16 protein-coding genes are annotated in these 17,228 nt (G+C 62.7%); 1 reads left to right on the top strand and 15 read right to left on the bottom strand.

Annotated features, from left to right (window positions below):
• The 15 genes from ROSMUCSMR3_RS04430 to bchF form a co-directional block, all read right to left on the bottom strand.
• Positions 1 to 447, bottom strand: coding sequence for a c-type cytochrome (locus tag ROSMUCSMR3_RS04430; RefSeq protein WP_081506582.1), 447 nt, complete (start codon positions 445 to 447; stop codon positions 1 to 3).
• Positions 448 to 574: 127 nt separating this feature from the next.
• Entirely contained in the window at positions 575 to 1,789 is a 1,215-nt protein-coding gene (hemA, locus tag ROSMUCSMR3_RS04425) for a 5-aminolevulinate synthase (protein WP_008280379.1), read from the bottom strand.
• The gene (gene puhE / locus ROSMUCSMR3_RS04420) at positions 1,779 to 2,591 is read right to left on the bottom strand and encodes a putative photosynthetic complex assembly protein PuhE (protein ID WP_081506581.1); all 813 of its coding nucleotides are present in this window, start codon (positions 2,589 to 2,591) and stop codon (positions 1,779 to 1,781) included. The genes hemA and puhE overlap by 11 nt, the downstream gene beginning before the upstream one ends.
• Positions 2,592 to 2,654: 63 nt before the next feature.
• On the bottom strand, positions 2,655 to 3,779 hold the full coding sequence (acsF, locus tag ROSMUCSMR3_RS04415; protein WP_008280377.1) for a magnesium-protoporphyrin IX monomethyl ester (oxidative) cyclase: 1,125 nt from the start codon (positions 3,777 to 3,779) through the stop codon (positions 2,655 to 2,657).
• On the bottom strand, positions 3,776 to 4,072 hold the full coding sequence (locus ROSMUCSMR3_RS04410; RefSeq protein ID WP_008280376.1) for a hypothetical protein: 297 nt from the start codon (positions 4,070 to 4,072) through the stop codon (positions 3,776 to 3,778). The genes acsF and ROSMUCSMR3_RS04410 overlap by 4 nt, the downstream gene beginning before the upstream one ends.
• Positions 4,073 to 4,087: 15 nt before the next feature.
• Complete coding sequence (puhC, locus tag ROSMUCSMR3_RS04405; RefSeq protein ID WP_008280375.1) at positions 4,088 to 4,555, bottom strand: photosynthetic complex assembly protein PuhC; 468 nt, start codon at positions 4,553 to 4,555, stop codon at positions 4,088 to 4,090.
• 15 nt (positions 4,556 to 4,570) lie between these two features.
• The gene (gene puhB, locus ROSMUCSMR3_RS04400) at positions 4,571 to 5,203 is read right to left on the bottom strand and encodes a photosynthetic complex putative assembly protein PuhB (protein ID WP_008280374.1); all 633 of its coding nucleotides are present in this window, start codon (positions 5,201 to 5,203) and stop codon (positions 4,571 to 4,573) included.
• Between the two features lie 15 nt (positions 5,204 to 5,218).
• Positions 5,219 to 5,992 (bottom strand): photosynthetic reaction center subunit H, encoded by a 774-nt coding sequence (puhA, locus tag ROSMUCSMR3_RS04395; protein ID WP_008280373.1) that lies wholly within the window; start codon positions 5,990 to 5,992, stop codon positions 5,219 to 5,221.
• 27 nt (positions 5,993 to 6,019) lie between these two features.
• Positions 6,020 to 7,435, bottom strand: coding sequence for an MFS transporter (locus ROSMUCSMR3_RS04390; protein ID WP_081506580.1), 1,416 nt, complete (start codon positions 7,433 to 7,435; stop codon positions 6,020 to 6,022).
• A 22-nt stretch (positions 7,436 to 7,457) separates the two neighbouring features.
• Complete coding sequence (gene bchM, locus ROSMUCSMR3_RS04385; RefSeq protein WP_081506579.1) at positions 7,458 to 8,180, bottom strand: magnesium protoporphyrin IX methyltransferase; 723 nt, start codon at positions 8,178 to 8,180, stop codon at positions 7,458 to 7,460.
• On the bottom strand, positions 8,180 to 9,076 hold the full coding sequence (bchL, locus tag ROSMUCSMR3_RS04380) for a ferredoxin:protochlorophyllide reductase (ATP-dependent) iron-sulfur ATP-binding protein (RefSeq protein WP_037297426.1): 897 nt from the start codon (positions 9,074 to 9,076) through the stop codon (positions 8,180 to 8,182). Before bchL ends, bchM begins: the two co-directional genes overlap by 1 nt.
• A gap of 112 nt (positions 9,077 to 9,188) precedes the next feature.
• Positions 9,189 to 12,746, bottom strand: a complete 3,558-nt coding sequence (locus tag ROSMUCSMR3_RS04375; RefSeq protein WP_081506578.1) for a magnesium chelatase subunit H — start codon at positions 12,744 to 12,746, stop codon at positions 9,189 to 9,191.
• A complete protein-coding gene (bchB, locus tag ROSMUCSMR3_RS04370) occupies positions 12,736 to 14,268 on the bottom strand; it encodes a ferredoxin:protochlorophyllide reductase (ATP-dependent) subunit B (protein WP_081506577.1) in 1,533 nt (510 codons plus the stop codon). The genes ROSMUCSMR3_RS04375 and bchB overlap by 11 nt, the downstream gene beginning before the upstream one ends.
• Positions 14,265 to 15,545 carry a ferredoxin:protochlorophyllide reductase (ATP-dependent) subunit N gene (locus ROSMUCSMR3_RS04365; protein WP_008280367.1) on the bottom strand — a complete coding sequence of 427 codons (1,281 nt, stop codon included), beginning with the start codon at positions 15,543 to 15,545 and terminating at the stop codon, positions 14,265 to 14,267. The genes bchB and ROSMUCSMR3_RS04365 overlap by 4 nt, the downstream gene beginning before the upstream one ends.
• On the bottom strand, positions 15,542 to 16,030 hold the full coding sequence (bchF, locus tag ROSMUCSMR3_RS04360) for a 2-vinyl bacteriochlorophyllide hydratase (protein ID WP_081506576.1): 489 nt from the start codon (positions 16,028 to 16,030) through the stop codon (positions 15,542 to 15,544). Before bchF ends, ROSMUCSMR3_RS04365 begins: the two co-directional genes overlap by 4 nt.
• 397 nt (positions 16,031 to 16,427) lie before the next feature.
• On the opposite strand from bchF, the gene ROSMUCSMR3_RS04355 reads away from it, so the two are divergent.
• The gene (locus ROSMUCSMR3_RS04355; protein ID WP_232279176.1) at positions 16,428 to 17,222 is read left to right on the top strand and encodes a cobalamin B12-binding domain-containing protein; all 795 of its coding nucleotides are present in this window, start codon (positions 16,428 to 16,430) and stop codon (positions 17,220 to 17,222) included.
• The last annotated feature ends 6 nt before the right edge of the window (positions 17,223 to 17,228 follow it).

Here is a 17,228-nt window from a genome sequence, read left to right as displayed (position 1 = left end):
CTACGGCGCAGGCGGGCGCGTGACGGTCTGAAGATAGGCCCAGACATCCTGTGCCATTTGCACATCGCGCAATTGATAGGCCATCTTGCCGCGTGCCTGCGGATCATCAAGGTAGGTGCGCAAAAATGCCGTGGCATCGCCGATGTAGCTTACGAAGCCCTCTTCGTTCCAGCGTAGGCCGGATGTACCCGCCGCCACCATCGAGCGGGAATAATTGAAGCCCGGCACGCTGCCCGCGTGCCGTCCGATCACGCCATAGAGGTTGGGGCCAGTGCGCCCACCGCGCACCACTGGCGTTTCTGTCTCGTCGATGATTGAATGGCAGGCCCGGCAATCCTTGAAAAGCGCCTCGCCCCGCTGTGCATCGGCGGCGAGCGTCGCGGTGCCAAGTCCCGACAGCCCAGGAATCAAAAGCCCAAGAATCAAAATCGCGCAAAGGTTGCGCATGCTGAGACCTCCTCGCCTCCGCTTTCCCGTTATTAGGTGGGCGGTCTTGAGGTCAGGTCAATCAGCGGGGCGGGCAGATCACGCGGTTGTCACACCGCGTGCGCTATGCGTTTGACGGCCAGAAATATCACGCCACGGCATGCGCGAGGGCGCATTGCTTCCAGAGCACGGTCAGGGCCCGCACGAGGTGGTCGAGATCGGCGTCGGTATGCAGCGGGCCGGGGGTAAAGCGCAGGCGTTCGGTTCCCTTGGGCACTGTGGGATAGTTGATGGGCTGCACATAGATGCCATAGTCGCGCATCAGGATGTCAGCCAGCATCCGGCATTTGACCGGGTCCTTGATCATCACCGGGATGATATGGCTGTCATTGTCCAGATGCGGAATGCCCACCCGGTCCAGCAAGCTGCGCAACCGCGCCACTTGCGCGCGCTGCGCCTGCCGCTCTGTTTGCGATTCCTTGAGGTGGCGGATGCTGGCCGTCGCCGCCGCAGCCACTGCCGGGGGCAGGGCCGTGGTAAAGATAAAGCCGCTGGCGAAGGAGCGGATAAAGTCGCACATCGCGGCAGAGCCGGTGACATAGCCGCCCATGCAGCCATAGGCCTTGCCCAGTGTGCCCTCGATCAGGGTGATCCGATGCGCAAGGCCGCGTTCCTCGGACACGCCACCACCGCGCGGGCCGTAGAGGCCGACGGCATGCACTTCGTCAAGATAGGTCATCGCGCCATGTTTCTCGGCCACTTCGACGATTTCTTCCATCGGGCTGATGTCACCATCCATGGAATAGACGCTCTCGAAGGCGACGATCTTGGGCGCATTGGCGGGCAGGGCGGCCAGTTTGCGATCCAGATCCTCGGGGTCGTTATGCCGCCAGATCACCTTTTTGGCGCGGCTGTGGCGGATGCCTTCGATCATGCTGGCGTGGTTCAGCTCGTCCGACAGGATCACCGCATCGGGCAGGCGCGCGCCAAGGGTCGAGAGCGCGGCCCAGTTCGAGACATAGCCCGAGGTGAATAGCAGCGCCGCCTCTTTGCCATGCAGATCGGCCAATTCGCGCTCCAGCACCAGATGGTGATGGGCTGTGCCCGAGATATTGCGCGTGCCGCCCGCGCCGGTGCCGCAGGCGTCGATCGCGTCTTTCATCGCTTGGCGGACCACGGGATGCTGTCCCATGCCGAGATAGTCGTTGGAACACCAGACCGTGACCTCTTCGGGCGCATCTGCATCATGGCTCTTGGCCTTGGGAAAGGCGCCGCATTGCCGCTCCAGCTCTGCGAAAATGCGGTAATTGCCTTCCTTTTTCAGCGCGTCGAGTTGCGCCGTGAACATGGCATCAAAATCCATGATGTCCCTCCGGTCTTGATTTTTCAGGTGTGGGTTTGGGCGCGGGCAGCATCCAGCGCCAGAGTTTTGCATCCGGCAATGGCAGCACCATCAACCAGTGTTCGAGAAGGGCCAGCGCCGTGATCGCCGCCAGCAGGGCAAAGCCAACGGCTGTCTCGGGCGTGGGCGCGGACCACAGCCGCTCGAGCCAGCAGGCCACTGCAAAGCTAAGAGCCGAGACCGTGAGCGGAAAGAACCAGCCCACGGGGGCCATGCGGAAATGGCTGGCCAGATGCGCCAGTTGCGCAGGCAGGAATTCTGTATTGATCTTGGGCACGCCGAAATAGAGGTTCAGCTTGGCGCTGATCCGGGCGAAATAGAGGATGCTGAAGGTCCAGAGACCAACGGTGTTGACCGCATCGGTGGCATAGAGCCAGAGCAGGATCAGCACGCCGGTCAGCAGCATTTCGTGATAGGCGACCGTGCCCCAGGCGCGGATGAACCGCTCCCACCCGACGATATGCGCGGGGCAGGGGCGCTGGTTGGGTCCGGTGATCGCCCCGGTGAGAAAGCTGAGCTCGATCCAACCCCAGATCGCCAATGCCGCGAGGAATGCCCCACAGGCCGAGCCGGTGCCGGTTTGCCCCAAGGTCGTCTCGTAGCCCCAGATACCCAGTGCCAGTACGGGCAGCGCCATCAGCACCGCCCGCCGCCGTGCCGCAGCCCCCCGCCGTTCGCAGAGCCGCACGACAATGAGGATCGCCCCGGTGGCGAACCACCAGAGAAAAACCGCCATCAGCGCTGCGATCCAGGGGCTTGTCACGACTGTCCTTTCATCTGGCTTTAAATACCTCGGGGGGTATGGGGGGCTGGCCCCCCACTTGGGTCAATAGGCCGGTTCCATCCGGGTCGAAGCGGGCAAGGCGTGCTTTTTCGCCGGAATGGTGTAGAGCCCGACAAAGGCCGCCGCCGCGCGCATCTGTGCGCCCAGCGACCGCAAGCGCCCGCTCAGGCCGCCCTGCGTGCGGGCCACTGCCAGATCGGCATTGGCCTTTTGCAGCTTCACCAACCCGGTTTGCCAGCGCGGATGCTCGATATCGAGGGTGATCGGGAAGATCTGTTTGCTGATGTCGGATGTCTTGGTGAAGACCTCATGCGCATACCAATCGGGATCAACGCCAAGCGCGTTATGAAACGCGGGCCGCTGATGGTCGCGCACATACATGGTCGCATAGACCGCCGTCAGGAAGAACTTGATCCACAGCACATTCTTGCCGGAGGTCAGTTTGGGGTCGGTCTTCATCAGAAGCGCAAAGGCCTCGCCATGGCTGAACTCGTCGTTGCACCATTCCTGAAACCATTTGAAAATCGGATGAAAGCGGTGTTCGGGATGCGCCTCGAGATGGCGAAAGATCGTGATATAGCGGGCATAGCCGATCTTTTCGCTCAGATAGGTGGCGTAATAGATGAACTTGGGCCGGAAATAGGTGTATTTCTTTTGCTGGGTCAGGAACCCGAGGTTCACCGCCACGCCCGCTTCGCGCAGCGCGTCGTTGATGAAGCCGGCATGCCGGGCCTCGTCGCGCGCCATGAGTTGAAAGAGCTGGGTGATGTCCTTGTTGTTGCCGCGCCGCTTCATCTCTTTGTAGAGCACGCAGCCCGAGAATTCGGCGGTGCAGCTTGAGACCAGAAAGTCGATGAATTCTTTCTTGAGCTTCGGCTCCATCCCGTCCCAATCGACATGGTCCCAATCTTCGTTTTTCTTGAAGTGGCCCTTGTTGGGGTCGGCCTCCATCTGATCAATCAGTTTGTCCCAGTCTTCGCGCACCGAAGAGACGTCGACCGCGTCAAGCTCATCGAAATCGGTGGTGTAAAAGCGCGGCGTGAGCAGGGTGTTCTGCATTGCCAGTTCTGTGGCGGCCTTGCTGTCGAACTTGGCATTCGCCTCTTGAATGGCCAGACCCTCTTCGACGGTGGTGGCGTCGGCGGAATGTTTGACGGCGATATTCATAGCGTCACCTCGTCGGAAAAGGAGAATTCACAGAGTTCCATCACTTCGAAATCGCCGGTCCAGCGGGTCCAGAGACGTTCGAGGGCGCTGGCGCGGATGATGGTGGCCTCGCGATCCTCACTCACGACCATGCCGTAGGGGGCCATGATTTCGGGGCCATGCACCTTGACGCTGTCGCCGGGATAGACGGTGGTGCCGTTGTTGAAACGCACATGCGCGTGCAAGCTATCGAAACAGTGGCTGATTTCGACCGTGCAGGGGGCGCGTTCAACTTCGCGTGTCAGAAGTCCCATTGTGGTGATCCTTTCCTAGCGGGTCAAAAGTTTGGTGAAAGCCATCGAATTGGTCTGGCCAAAGCCCATCAGATCGGCACCCCATCCGGTCGAGGGGTCGTAGACCGAGAGGCGGCCATCCTTGCGGGCGATGATGGTGACAGGGCCGGTGAGGGGCACGCCATGCTTGGCGCGCTCGCGGTCGAGAACGCGCGATACGCCGGCGATAAAGCCGCCCTCTTCGGGCGAGAGCGTTGCGATCAGTGCGCCATTGGCATCGAGAACCTTGGCGGCACCGCTCATATCGCCGCTGAGGAACACATGGCGCTCCAGCACGATTTCGCTGTCCGGCGGGGTGGCGACCAGCGGAGCATCGGTGAGGCGCGCATAAGTGACCAGCGCCAGCACCGCCAGCACCAGACCCAGCATCGCGCGAATCATCACGCGCGGCACAAGTTCGCGATCTGCTGGGGCCTTGTAACGGGGGGCGCTTGTATCGGTCATCTTATCCGCTCCTGTTCATTCTGCCGCGAGGGCGTGCTGCGGGGCGCTGCGGGCGATTTTGGGTGTGGCAACGCGGGTCTCTGCCGCCTCGGCCAGAAGATGCGCGACCTTGGCCGCCTCTGGGATGCAGCGCAGCGCAGGTTGGGTGCGGCGCATGACCCAAGGGCGCACATGCGGCCAGCACACAAGGTAGCTGAGGCGCGTGTCGCCCATGAGGTCGAGCACGATGGTGCCGGTTCCGCCCTTGGTCAGTTTGAGATCGGCGCGCCCGACCTGCGTATAGGGCAGGTTGAGCGTGACCGTGAGCGCCGCGCCGATGCGCATGGCCACGCGGCGGTTGGTGATCGTGTAGACCGTGGCGCGGGCCTGAATATAGCCGACCAGCATCAGCATAAGGCAGACCACGATCCCCATGATCACCAGCGGCAGGGCGGCCGCAATGGCTGTGACAAGTGGCATCTGGTCCATCATGGTGATGAACCGCCAGACCGCGAGCACGACGAAATAGCCTGCCACCCATGGCAGGCTGAGCGCCTCGACGCTCAACCGCCACCAATCGGGCGCTCCCTGCCAGAGGATACGCTCGCCCTCGGGCGGGGTTTCGGGCAGGCCCCTTACGGGTTCAACGGCAAAATCGTCGTGGCTCATGGTCTTGACTCCTTCTTATCCCAGCAGTGGCTCTTGCCGCGCGGTGCTGGCATAGAGTGTGCCGCCGCCGTAATAGCCGCTGATCTTGTCTTCCTCGAGCAGGGTGACCTGTCGCGGTGAGGCATGTTGCGGAACGCCTGCGAAATGCGGGCCAAAGATCGAGCGGACGTTGACGCGGTCCGACTTAATCCGGGCAAAGGTGATCGGCACCAGACGCTTGCCTTCGCCATGCGGTGCGGCCAGCTCGATTTCCAGGTAACGGACCAGTTGCTCGGGCTCGTCGATCCACATGTCGCTGATCTTGCCGACGATTTCGCCATCACCGGCCATCACCGGCAGGCCACGCGGATCACGCCCTGCGGCCACCACGAAATGCTCGGTTGCGGCCATCGGCACGATTTTGGGATGGCCGTGGCCGTCCAGTTCCGGCACATCGCGGCGCGGTGCCCAAGAGGCGGGACCAACCCCATCAACCATCGGATTGCCGGTGGGCGCAAAGGGGAAGCCATTGCCAGCCGCGGTCTTTTCCAGCGCCAGATCGGTACGCTCGGGGTTTTGGCCCGAGGGTACAGTCAATTCACCCCGGCCATGCGGCAGCTTGAAGGTCTTGTCGCTTGGCAGCGGAAACAGGCCCTGATTGGCCGACAGCTTGCCATCGTCATCCTCAAGCGGATAGCCCTCGCGCATGTTTTCGCGCTGAATGTAGAAAATCAGCAGGGCAAAGAATCCGTAAAACAGCCAGAGTGAGAGGCTTGCGAGATCAAAATTTCCAAAGAACGGCTCGGTCATATCAGACTCCTTTCGAGCGATCGCAGGTCATGTGGGGAAATCGGCCAGCCCGATGCGGCCGCCCCCGGAGTGAGTTGTGCTGCCGGCCTGTTTGAACCGCACCAGCGGGCCAAGGACGGCAAGGGTAATGAACAAAAGGGCAATTTCCCCGTGATAGACGACGGAATAGCCAGTGGCGGGCGTGCTGAGCGCCTCGCCCATCTGACCGGAAAGGGCGAGATGATTGACCACGTCGCGCACGCCGCCGCCGATGGCAATCGAGAGACCCGCCGCAGTGGCCTGTGCGGCCCCCCAAGCCCCAAGCGCCAGGCCATGCCCGGCAACGCCGCCTGCGGCCAGCGCCATGGCTGCCGTAAGGGTCGAGACTGCGAAAAGCCCGCCGCCAAGACCAATCAGGCCAGCCCCGGCGAAAAACAGGGCAGGCGCCTGCATCGGCGCCGCAAAGATCACGGTTGAAAACGCGACGATCCCGACCAAAAGGCCCGTACCCGCCATCCGGTAGGCATTTGCCCCCCGCAGCAGTGCGCGGCCCGCAAGACCAAAGCCCAAGAGTGCGCCAATCGCCCAGACCGAGGTGAGCATCGTGGTGGAGGAGACCGACAGCCCCAGAACTTCGCCGCCATAGGGTTCGAGCAGCACGTCCTGCATGTTAAAGGCCATGGTGCCAAGGAATACGACCGCCAGCAGCCGCCCCGCTGTGCCCCCCGCCATAAGATCCGCCCATGCGGCGCGGAATTCGGGGCGCGGGGCCTCGCGCTCTTCCCGGCTCATGGGATTGAGTTTTTCCTGTTTCCAGAGTGCCACAAGGTTGAGCAGGATGCCTGCCAAGGCCGCCCCCTGCACCACGCGCACCAGTGTGAAAGGTGCGAAATCCCGCAAGAGCCAGCCGATCACGATGGCCGAAATCGCCATGCCCAACAGGAACATGACGTAGAGCAGCGCCACGACGCGGGGCCGCGTTTCATCGGTTGCGCGGTCGCTGGCCAAGGCCAGACCGGCGGTCTGGGTCATATGCAGGCCAAGGCCGGTCATCAGGAACGCCAGCGCCGCCAGCACCTCGCCTGCCCATGTCGGCCCCACCTCTTGTTGGCCCGATAGAACCAAAAGCGCGAAGGGCATGACGGCAAGGCCGCCCATCTGCCAGAGCGAGCCGAACCAGAGATAGGGGATACGCTTCCACCCCAAGGCGGAGCGGTGTGTGTCTGACCGGAATCCCATCAGGGCCCGGAACGGCGCGATCAGCACCGGCAGGGCGATCATCGCCGCAACCACAAGGGCCGGCACGGAGAGTTCCACGATCATCACCCGGTTGAGGGTGCCCAACAGAAGCACCGTCGCCATCCCCACCGACACCTGAAAGAGCGACAGGCGCAACAGTTGCCCAAGCGGCAGGCCCTCGCTTGCCGCATCGGCAAAGGGCAGCCAGCGCGTGGTCAACGCCATCAGGGGGAGGGGCGGCGCGTGCTCATCTGTGAACCTCCATCGCCTGAGAGATGTAAAAGCCTGAGGTCACGCGGGTCAGCGGACGCAGGCTGGCGGTGCTGCCGGCATAGCGCAGGGCGCGTTGTAGCCGTTTGGCCGAATGGGGCACCATGCTGGGCGAGCGGTCGGCGCGCGGGAAAAGTTTGCCCATGCGCCACATCGCCATCAAAAGCGGCGTGCGCGGCGCTACGGTAAAGACCACCGTTGCGGTGGTGCGCGCGGCCAGCGCATCAAGCGCGCGCGCGAGGTCGGATTCGGTGTAATAAATCAGGCTGTCCATCGCCATGACGTGATCAAACCGGCCAAGGGCAGGATCGAGCATATCGCCTGCGTGAAAGCTGACCAGCGGGGCGAGAGCCTCTGGCAAGCGCCGCCGCGCCACGTCGATGAGGGCGGGGGAAATATCCACCGCCATCACCTCGGCCCCGCGCGCGGCCAGCTCTGCTGTCATTTGTCCGGCACCACAGCCCGCATCGAGCACGCGCAGCCCGCGCATGTCTTGTGGCAGGCGCGCCAGCATCTGCGCGCGCATCCGGTCACGTCCCACGCGGACGGTCTGGCGGATCTTTGACACCGGCGCATCACTCGTCAGCCGCTCCCAGACCTGGGTCGCGGTACGGTCGAAATAGGTTTCGACCCGGTCGCGCGTCTGCGCCCAGTCATCTTGTGGGGTCCCAAGGGCCGGAGGTGCGCTGAAGTCTCGCATCAATCGAACCCTAGCAATTCAAAGATGTCCCGGTCTTCCATCGGCGCGGGGGCCAGCGGATCGGTGCCGTTCCAAAGATGTTGTGCGAGCCCGGTGTAGATATCGCGCACCATCTGCACCTCTTCATCCAGCTCCATCTCGAACAGTGTCTTTTTCTTGAGGCGCGAGCGGCGGATGGCGTCGATATCGGGCATATGGGCAATCCGGTTAAAGCCCACCACGTCGCAATAGCGATCCACCTCGTCGGTGTCCTTGGATCTGTTGGCGACGCAGCCCGCCAGCCGCACCTTGTAATTGGCGGATTTGGCCTGCACGGCCGCGATGATCCGGTTCATCGCATAGATGCTGTCGAAATCATTGGCGGTCACGATCAGCGCCCGGTCGGCATGTTGCAGCGGGGCTGCAAAGCCACCGCAGACCACATCCCCCAGCACGTCAAAGATCACCACATCGGCATCATCAAGCATGTGATGCTGCTTCAGAAGTTTGACCGTCTGGCCGACCACATAGCCACCACAGCCGGTGCCCGCAGGCGGGCCGCCAGCCTCGACGCATTTCACGCCGCCCCAGCCCACAGTTACGAAATCCTCGGGGCGCAATTCTTCGGCGTGGAAATCCACGCTTTTGAGAATGTCGATCACCGTGGGCTGCAACTGGCCTGTCAGGGTAAAGGTGCTGTCATGCTTGGGGTCACAGCCAATTTGCAACACCCGTTTGCCCATGGCGGCAAAGGCCGCCGAAAGGTTGGACGAGGTGGTCGATTTGCCGATCCCGCCTTTGCCATAGACCGAAAAGACCTTGGCGCCTTCGATTTTCATATCGGCGTCCTGATGCACTTGCACCGATCCCTCGCCGTCCTGTCCCCTCAAGTTGGGAATGTCGTCGCGCGGGCTCATATGGTCCTCCAATCGGCTTGCGCCGTGATGTTGTGTTTCATCGGTCCCGAAATACTCCGGGGGTGTGGGGGCTGGCCCCCACTCTGACACTGGTCATAGTCACAAACAGTCGTCATTCTGCGGCCACCCCTTCCATCCGGTCTTCCATCGCTGCGGCGGCTGATTGCAGCGCGGCGAGGGTTGCGGCGTCGGTCTGCCAATAGGCGCGGTCATGTGCCTCGAGCAGGCGGTTCGCCATCCGCGAGGAGGCCACCGGGTTGAGATCGCTCAACCGCTTGCGCATCGCCTCATCCAGAACAAAGGTTTCGGAAATCCGCTGATAGATCCACGGCTCTACCTGTCCGGTGGTGGCGGACCAGCCCATCGTATTGGTGACATGCGCCTCGATCTGGCGCACACCCTCGGCCCCGTGGCGCAAGAGGCCCTCGTGGAATTTCGGATTGAGCGAGCGGGCGCGGGTTTCCAGTGCGACCTGATCGGCGAGCGTGCGCACGGTGCCGGTGCCGCGTGTGGTATCAGAGATATAGATCGCCGCCTCTTTGCCACCGCGCGCGCGGCGCACGGCGCGGGAAATCCCACCCAGCGTGTCAAAGTAATGGTCGACCGTGGTGACACCCAGTTCGACCGACTCGAGGTTTTGATAGGCCACTTCGACCCGCTCCAGCGCCGCTTGCAACAGCGCGCCTTGCGCCTGTGCCTTGCCGTTGACGCCATACGCAAAGCCTTTGCGCGCCTGATAGGCATCGGCCAGCTCGTCTTCGTCGTCAAAGGCAGAGCTGTCGACCAGTTGATTGACATTGGAGCCATAGGCGCCTTCGGCATTCGAGAACACCCGCAGCGCCGCCGTTTCCAGATCGCAGCCGGTCTTGGCCATCTGGGCGCGGGCATGGGCGCGGATATAGTTCATCTCGTCGGGTTCATCGGCCCTGGCCGCCACCAGCGCTGCCTCGGCCAGCATCCGCACCTGAAGCGGCAGCAGATCGCGGAAAATGCCGGAGAGTGTCATCATCACGTCGATGCGCGGGCGGCCCAGCACGTCAAGCGGGATGAGGTCTGCGCCCGAGAGGCGGCCAAAGGAATCAAACCGCGGCTTGGCCCCCATCAGCGCCAAGGCTTGGGCCATGGGCGCGCCATCGGCCTTGATATTGTCTGATCCCCAGAGCACCAGCGCGATGGAGCGTGGCAGGCTCTTGTGCGTTTCCAGCAGACGTGCCGCTTGCCGCGCGCCATCGCGGCAGGCGAATTCGGTCGGCATGCGGAAGGGATCGAAGGCGTGGATATTGCGCCCCGTGGGCAGGATATCCGCCGAGCGGATCAAGTCGCCGCCGGGGACGGGCGGGGTAAAGTGCCCGCCAAGCGCCCGCAAGAGCGCCGCAATTTCGGTTTCCTGCTGCAAGAGCGCATCGACCCGCGCCCGTGTTTCGGCATCAGTGCCGTCCATGATCGCAAGATACCCGGCGCGCGCCTCGGCGCTCATGGGGCGGCCCAGCACGTGCAGGCCTTCGGGGATCAACGCGTCTTCGGTTTCGAGCAGTTTGAGCCAGAGCGTGTCGGGCTCGCGCCCGCCCATGTCGACGGTGACGGCTTGTTCGGCGATGAGGGCGCGCAATTCCTCGCGCTCGGGCGCGTCGCCCGCCATTTCACGCCAGCGCTTGAGGCTGTCCTTGAGTTCCGCAAGACCCTTGTAAAGGCCAGAGGCCGCCAGCGGCGGGGTCAGATGTGTGACGGTCACAGCCCCCGAGCGGCGCTTGGCAAGGCTCGCCTCGGACGGGTTGTTGGACGGGTAGAGGTAGACATTGGGCATGTCGCCAATCAGGCGGTCCGGCCAGCAGGCAGCGCCCGGTCCGGCCTGTTTGCCCGGCATGAATTCCAGCGCGCCATGCATGCCAAAATGCAAGAGAACATCGGCGTTAAAGCGGTTCTTGAGCCAGAGGTAGAATTGCGCGAAAGCATGCGTCGGGGCAAAGCCATGCTCGAACAGCAGGCGCATCGGGTCGCCCTCATAGCCAAAGGCCGGTTGCAGCCCGACAAAGACATTGCCGAATTCCGCCCCAAGGATGAACACCCCACGCCCGTCCGATTGCACCTTGCCGGGGGCAGCGCCCCATTGCGCCTCGATCTCGCGCAGCCAGGGCGTGCCGGCCACGATATCGTCGGCGCTGACATGGGCCGCGATATTGGCCTCTTGTCCATATTGGCGGGCGCTGCCCTCTAATACGGCACGGCGCAGCTCTTCAACCGTTGCGGGTGGGGTCAGGTCATAGCCGCGCGCGGCCATGGCGTGCAGCATGTTGTGCAGTGATTGAAAGACATCGAGATAGGCCGCCGTGCCTGCCGCACCGGCATTGGGCGGAAACCCAAAGAGCACGATGCCCACGCGGCGCGTTGCCACCTCTTGCCGGCGCAGATGCGCCAGCCGCGCGACCCGCGCCGCCAGAACCTCGATCCGTTCGGGGCAGGGGGCCATCGCCTTGGCCCCGTCACCGGTGCAGCGCCGCGCGCAGCCGTCGCAGGCCGTATCGCCATGGCGCCCGGCAAAGACAGTGGGATTTGTGGCACCGTCGATTTCAGGCAGAGCCACCAGCATCGTTGTCTCGATCGGGCCCAATCCGCCCGCCGATCCGGCCCATTGTGCAAGGGTCTGAAATTCGAGCGGATGAGCCGCGACATACGGAACATCCAGACGGCTGAGCACATCAACCGCCGCCGCGCTGTCATTATACGCGGGGCCGCCCACAAGGCTGAACCCGGTCAGAGAGACAAGCGTATCGACACGCCCCTCGAAGAACCGTTCGACCGCCGGGCGGCCATCGAGACCTGAGGCAAAGGCCGGGATCACCTTGAGGCCGCGCGCCTCGAACGCGCGGATCACGGCGTCATAATGGGCGTGATCGCCCGAGAGAACATAGCTGCGCATGACCAAGAGGCCGACAGTGCCGGTGGTTTCTTGCGGTGCGGGCAGGCGGGCGAGGTCGGTCGTGATCCGCTCTGGCAGGTCAGGATGGTAGAGGCCCACTTCGGGGTAATCCTGCGGGGCCGGGGCGCGGAGTGCGCGCCAACGCGCCTCGTGACCATAGCGCGACATCAGGAACCGCAGCATCGCTTCGATATTGTCGTCTGATGTTCCCAGCCAATATTGCATGACCAGAAACCACGCGCGCAGGTCCTGCGCCTTGCCGGGGATGTATTTCAGGATGCGTGGCAAGCGCCGCAGCATCTTCATCTTTTTCTCGCCCGATTCTGCCGACGGCTTGTCTGTGCCGCGCAGCCGCTTGATCAGCTTGCGTGCGCCGGTTTCGGGGGCGGCCATATCGAGCGTGCCCATGCGGGTCAGTTTCACGATCTGGGCATCGGCAATGATGCCGATCATTGCGTCACAGTGATCGCGCCGCGCCTGAAGGTCGGGCAGGATTGCCCGGATGTGATCTTCGAGAAACAGCAGGCTGATGAGGATCAGGTCGCCGCGCGCGATATCGGCACGGGCTGCCTCGAGTGCTGTGGGGTTTTCGCCCCATTCGGCAGCGGCATGCACCTTGAGCGTGAGGCCGGGGAATTCGGCCGCCATCCGTTCGGCCACGCGGGCGCATGCACCCGCCGCATGGGCATCCAGCGTCAGGATCACGACGCGGTAGGGGGCCGTTGCGGCCGGGGGGATCACGTCATCGCGCATAATGGGCCTTTGCCTCGTAAAGCGTGTCGATGCCGATTTCGTTCAGCCCCTTTTGCGAGGCGAAAATCTCGGTGTTGCGCCGGGCCTTGCCGCGCACGAAGAAGGGAATCTTCTTGAGTTCGCGTTCGGCGTCGGCCAGCCAGACCACCACGTCGGATGTTTTGGCAGGTGTGTCTGTCGGGGCCGGGGTCTCTGCCGGGGCTTTGGCTGTGTGCTGTCCGCCATGGTGGCTGGCACCGGCGGCATCGTGGAATTCGAAATCGTCGCGGAACATATGCAAAAGATGCTCTTCCAGCCCCATCACCAGCGGATGCACCCAAGTATCAAAGATCACATTTGCGCCTTCGATGCCCATCTGGGGGGAATAGCGCGCCGGGAAATCCTGAACATGGACGGGGGCCGAGATCACGGCGCAGGGAATGCCCAGCCGCTTGCCGATCATCCGCTCCATCTGGGTGCCGAGGATCATCTCGGGGGCGGCGGCCTCGATCGCGGCCTCAACTTCAAGATAGTCGTCCGTGATCAGCGCGGTCAGACCGTATTCTTTGGCCAGCGCGCGAATGGGCCGCGCCATTTCGCGGTTGTAGCAGCCAAGGCCCACCACCTCGAAACCCATTTCGTCGCGGGCGATGCGGGCGGCGGCGGCGGCATGGGTGCCATCGCCAAAGATGAACACGCGCTTGCCCGTAAGATAGGTGCTGTCGACGCTGGCCGAATACCAAGGCAGGCGCAAACGCTCTTCATCCATTGCCTGAGGAACATTGGCCAAGGTGCTGACTTCGCGAATGAAATCGCGGGTGGCGCCAACGCCGATGGGAACGGTTTTGGTAAAGGGGAGGCCCAGTTCCCGCTCCATCCAGCGGCAGGCGCTCTCGCCCGTCTCTGGGTACATCAGCACGTTGAAATGCGCGGCCCCCAGCCGGGTGATGTCAGACGGCGTGGCCCCATAGGGCGCGCAAACATTCACCGAAATGCCCATATCGGCCAGCATGCCGGTCAGTTCGGTGATGTCATCCCGGTGCCGAAATCCAAGGGCGGTCGGGCCGATCAGATTACAGCTGACCTGCGCGGTTTTCTCGACCGGCTTGGCCAAGGCGCGGGTGATCTGGAAAAAGGTTTCATCCGCGCCGAAGTTTTCCTTGCGCTGATAGCTGGGCAGTTCCAGCGCGATGACCGGGACGGGCAGGCCCATCATCTCGGCCATGCCGCCGGGGTCGTCCTGAATCAATTCTGCGGTGCAGGACGCGCCGACAATCATCGCCTCGGGCTTGAACCGGTCATAGGCCGCCTGACAGGCGGTCTTGAAGAGATTGGCAGTATCGGCCCCAAGGTCGCGCGCCTGAAAGGTGGTGTAGGTGACGGGCGGGCGGTGATTGCGCCGCTCGATCATGGTAAAAAGCAGGTCGGCATAGGTATCGCCCTGCGGTGCGTGGAGCACGTAATGCAGCCCCTTCATCGCGGTGGCGACACGCATCGCGCCGACATGCGGCGGGCCTTCATAGGTCCAGAGGGTGAGCTTCATGATGCCGCCCCCAGTTTTAGGGCCGCACGGCGGCGCATCGGGCGCGAGAAGAGCCCCGCCAGATCGCCCGCCTGTTCGTAGAAATGCACCGGGGTAAAGACCAGTTCGATGGCCCATTTGGTGGCGAGCCCCTCGGCCTCGAGCGGGTTGGCAAGGCCCAGGCCGCAGACGGTCAGATCGGGCTGTGCCGCGCGGCAGCGGTCAAGTTGCCGTTCCACATCCTGACCTTCGGTCAGTTGCGGACCTGCCTCGAGCAGATCGAGATCGGGGCCTAGGATGTTCTTGTGCAGAAAGGGCGTGCCCACTTCGATGGCGCGCATGCCGCATTCGCGGGTCAGGAACCGGGCCAGTGGAATTTCCAGCTGGCTGTCGGGAAAGAAGAAAATCGACTTGCCGCTCAGGCTCTCGGCGGCCTGGGCCACGGCGCGGGTTGCGCGGGCGCGGGGGGCGGCGGTGACACGCTCGAATGTTGCGTCATCGACGCCAAACTCATTGGCCACGGCGCGCAACCAGCCGGTCGTGCCCTCTGCGCCAAAGGGGAAAGGGGCGGGCAGGTGCCGCGCGCCGCGCCGCTCTAATGCGGCCAGCGTATCGCCAAGGAACGGTTGCAACAGGGCAAAAACAGTGTTCGGCCCCACGCTGAGCGGATCATCCGCCCGGCGCGCGGGCAGGATTGCCACATCGGTGATCCCCATCTGTGCCAGCAGATCACGGGCCTGATCCTCGACCACATCGGGCAGGGCCCCCACCAGCATCAACTGGCGTGCGTCGGTTTCGGGCAGGGAAGGCACCATGGAGGCCAGGCAGGCATCCTCGCCTTGGGTAAAGGTGGTCTCGATTCCTGAGCCGGAATAGTTGAGCACGCGCACATGTGGGGCGTGCTGCACGCTCAGCTTTTCTGCGGCGCGGGCGAGATCCAGCTTGATCACCTCGGAGGGGCAAGAGCCGACGAGGAAAAGTTGGCGAATGTCGGGACGCCGCGCGATGAGGCGGCCAACCTCGCGCTCAAGTTCGACCTGAGCATCGGCGAGACCGGCAAGATCGGTCTCTTCCAGAATGGCGGTGCCGAAACGTGGCTCGGCAAAGATCATAACGCCGGCGGCGGATTGCAGCAGATGCGCGCAGGTGCGCGAGCCGACCACCAGAAAAAAGGCATCCTGCATTTTGCGATGCAGCCAGATGATGCCGGTCAGACCGCAAAATACCTCGTGCTGACCGCGTTCACGCAAAACAGGGGCTTCGCGACAGCCAGTGCTTGGGGGGGTGTCAAAGCTCATGCCGCCTCTCCTGCTTGAAGGCGCGCCATGCGCAGTTTCCACAGGAATTGTCCGGCGTTGATGACATAAGCCGCATAGGCCGCCAGTGCGAGACCCATCAGCGCGTGAGGGGTCAGGGCATGGGTCCAGAGCGCCCAGAGATAGGCGGTGTGCAGGGCGATGACGCCAAAGCTGAACACATCTTCCCAGAAGAACGCAGGCGCAAAGAGGTATTGGCCGAACACGACCTTTTCCCAGACGGCGCCCGTGACCATAATGAGATAAAGAACGCCGGTCTTGATTACGATTGACCAGGTGGCCGCGGCGAAACCGTCACCCGTGATGAGGTAACGCAGCACAAGGCCGAGCGAGATGAGAAAGACAAGAAATTGCACGGGTGCGAGAATGCCCTGCACAAGCGTCCAGACCGTGGCATCGCGGCGCGCGCGCTCTGCGACGGTGTAGAGCGCTCCGGTCGCTTGTTGATGATGCGCCTGTCGCGCCATATCCCCTCCGGTCCCGTGTCTCTGGCCTGTCCTGATGCTACGACCTGAGGGCTAAATGTGTCAATTATAATTTACACTTTTGGGCGCGGTTAACTTGTAATGAAATCTGGACGCGCGTCGCGCGGCGGCTTTGCGGCGCGGCTTCAGCGGCTTTTTTAGGCGGTTGATCGCCCATTCTGCGTGTGGTTTGCCTAATTTTACCCCGATACGCATGGATTCCGCGCGCGGGGCAGATTTGTTGCCTTGGTCTGTCAGGATAATTTGACATTTGACCTCTGCGCCCGCACACTAGGTATACGGAGCAGAAAACGCGCCGCCCTTTTGTCCCGTGCGCGATTCGCAGTATAGTGAAACGCAGAGGATCGCGGGATAGTAGGGTCGCCTGGGAGGGCAACGCATGAGGGAACCCGACGACAGCGGGTCTGGTCCGCAAGCATCAGGAATACGGTTTCTTGTCGAATCTGCCTTGCGAAAGGTGGCGCTCGACAAGCAGGGCGGAGATATTCCCAAGAGCCGCGGTGAGTGGATTGCACGGCTGTGCGCCGCGCTTACGGACGAATCCGAAGCGGCGCATCAGCGGGTCATTGCCTCGATGGTGGCCAACGGGATTTCCTCAAACGAGATCTATCAGACTTATGTGCCCGACGCCGCGCGCTTTCTTGGAGAGATGTGGGTGCAGGACAAGGCAAGCTTTGTCGATGTAACGGTGGGGGCGGCCCGGCTTCAGGCGCTGTTCCGGTCGCGGGACGCGGCCGATCTGGGCGGCTGGATGGATCGCAGTATTCCGCTTGGTCAGTCGGTGTTGATGATCGTGCCAACCTTTGAGGATCACTCGATTGGCGCTTTTGTCGCGGCGGATCAGTTCCGCCGACATGGTATTTGGGTCCACATGGCCATCGGGCTGGAGGTTGAGGAGCTGAAACATCTGCTTGGGTCTGGCAGGTTCGCTATGGCCGGTATCACGGCGGGAAGTCTGAAAACGCTTGAACAATTGACGGAATTGATAGATTACCTACGTTCTAATTTGGACAGCTGTCCGCCCATCGTTATCGGAGGGCGGTTGGTGGACAAGCCGAGAGAAGTTGAAAAGCGGACTGGCGCGGATTTTGCAGTACGGACAGCACGAGAAGCAATTGAGCTGTGCGGTCTTGCATCCGTGGTTGATCCGTTATCAATCGACGCGAATACGTAATCCGCG

It is taken from the genome of Roseovarius mucosus (assembly GCF_002080415.1).
GTDB classification, from domain to species: Bacteria; Pseudomonadota; Alphaproteobacteria; order Rhodobacterales; family Rhodobacteraceae; genus Roseovarius; species Roseovarius mucosus_A.
The sequence above is the reverse complement of the archived record's forward strand: the minus strand, read 5'-3'. Positions and strand labels throughout refer to the sequence as shown.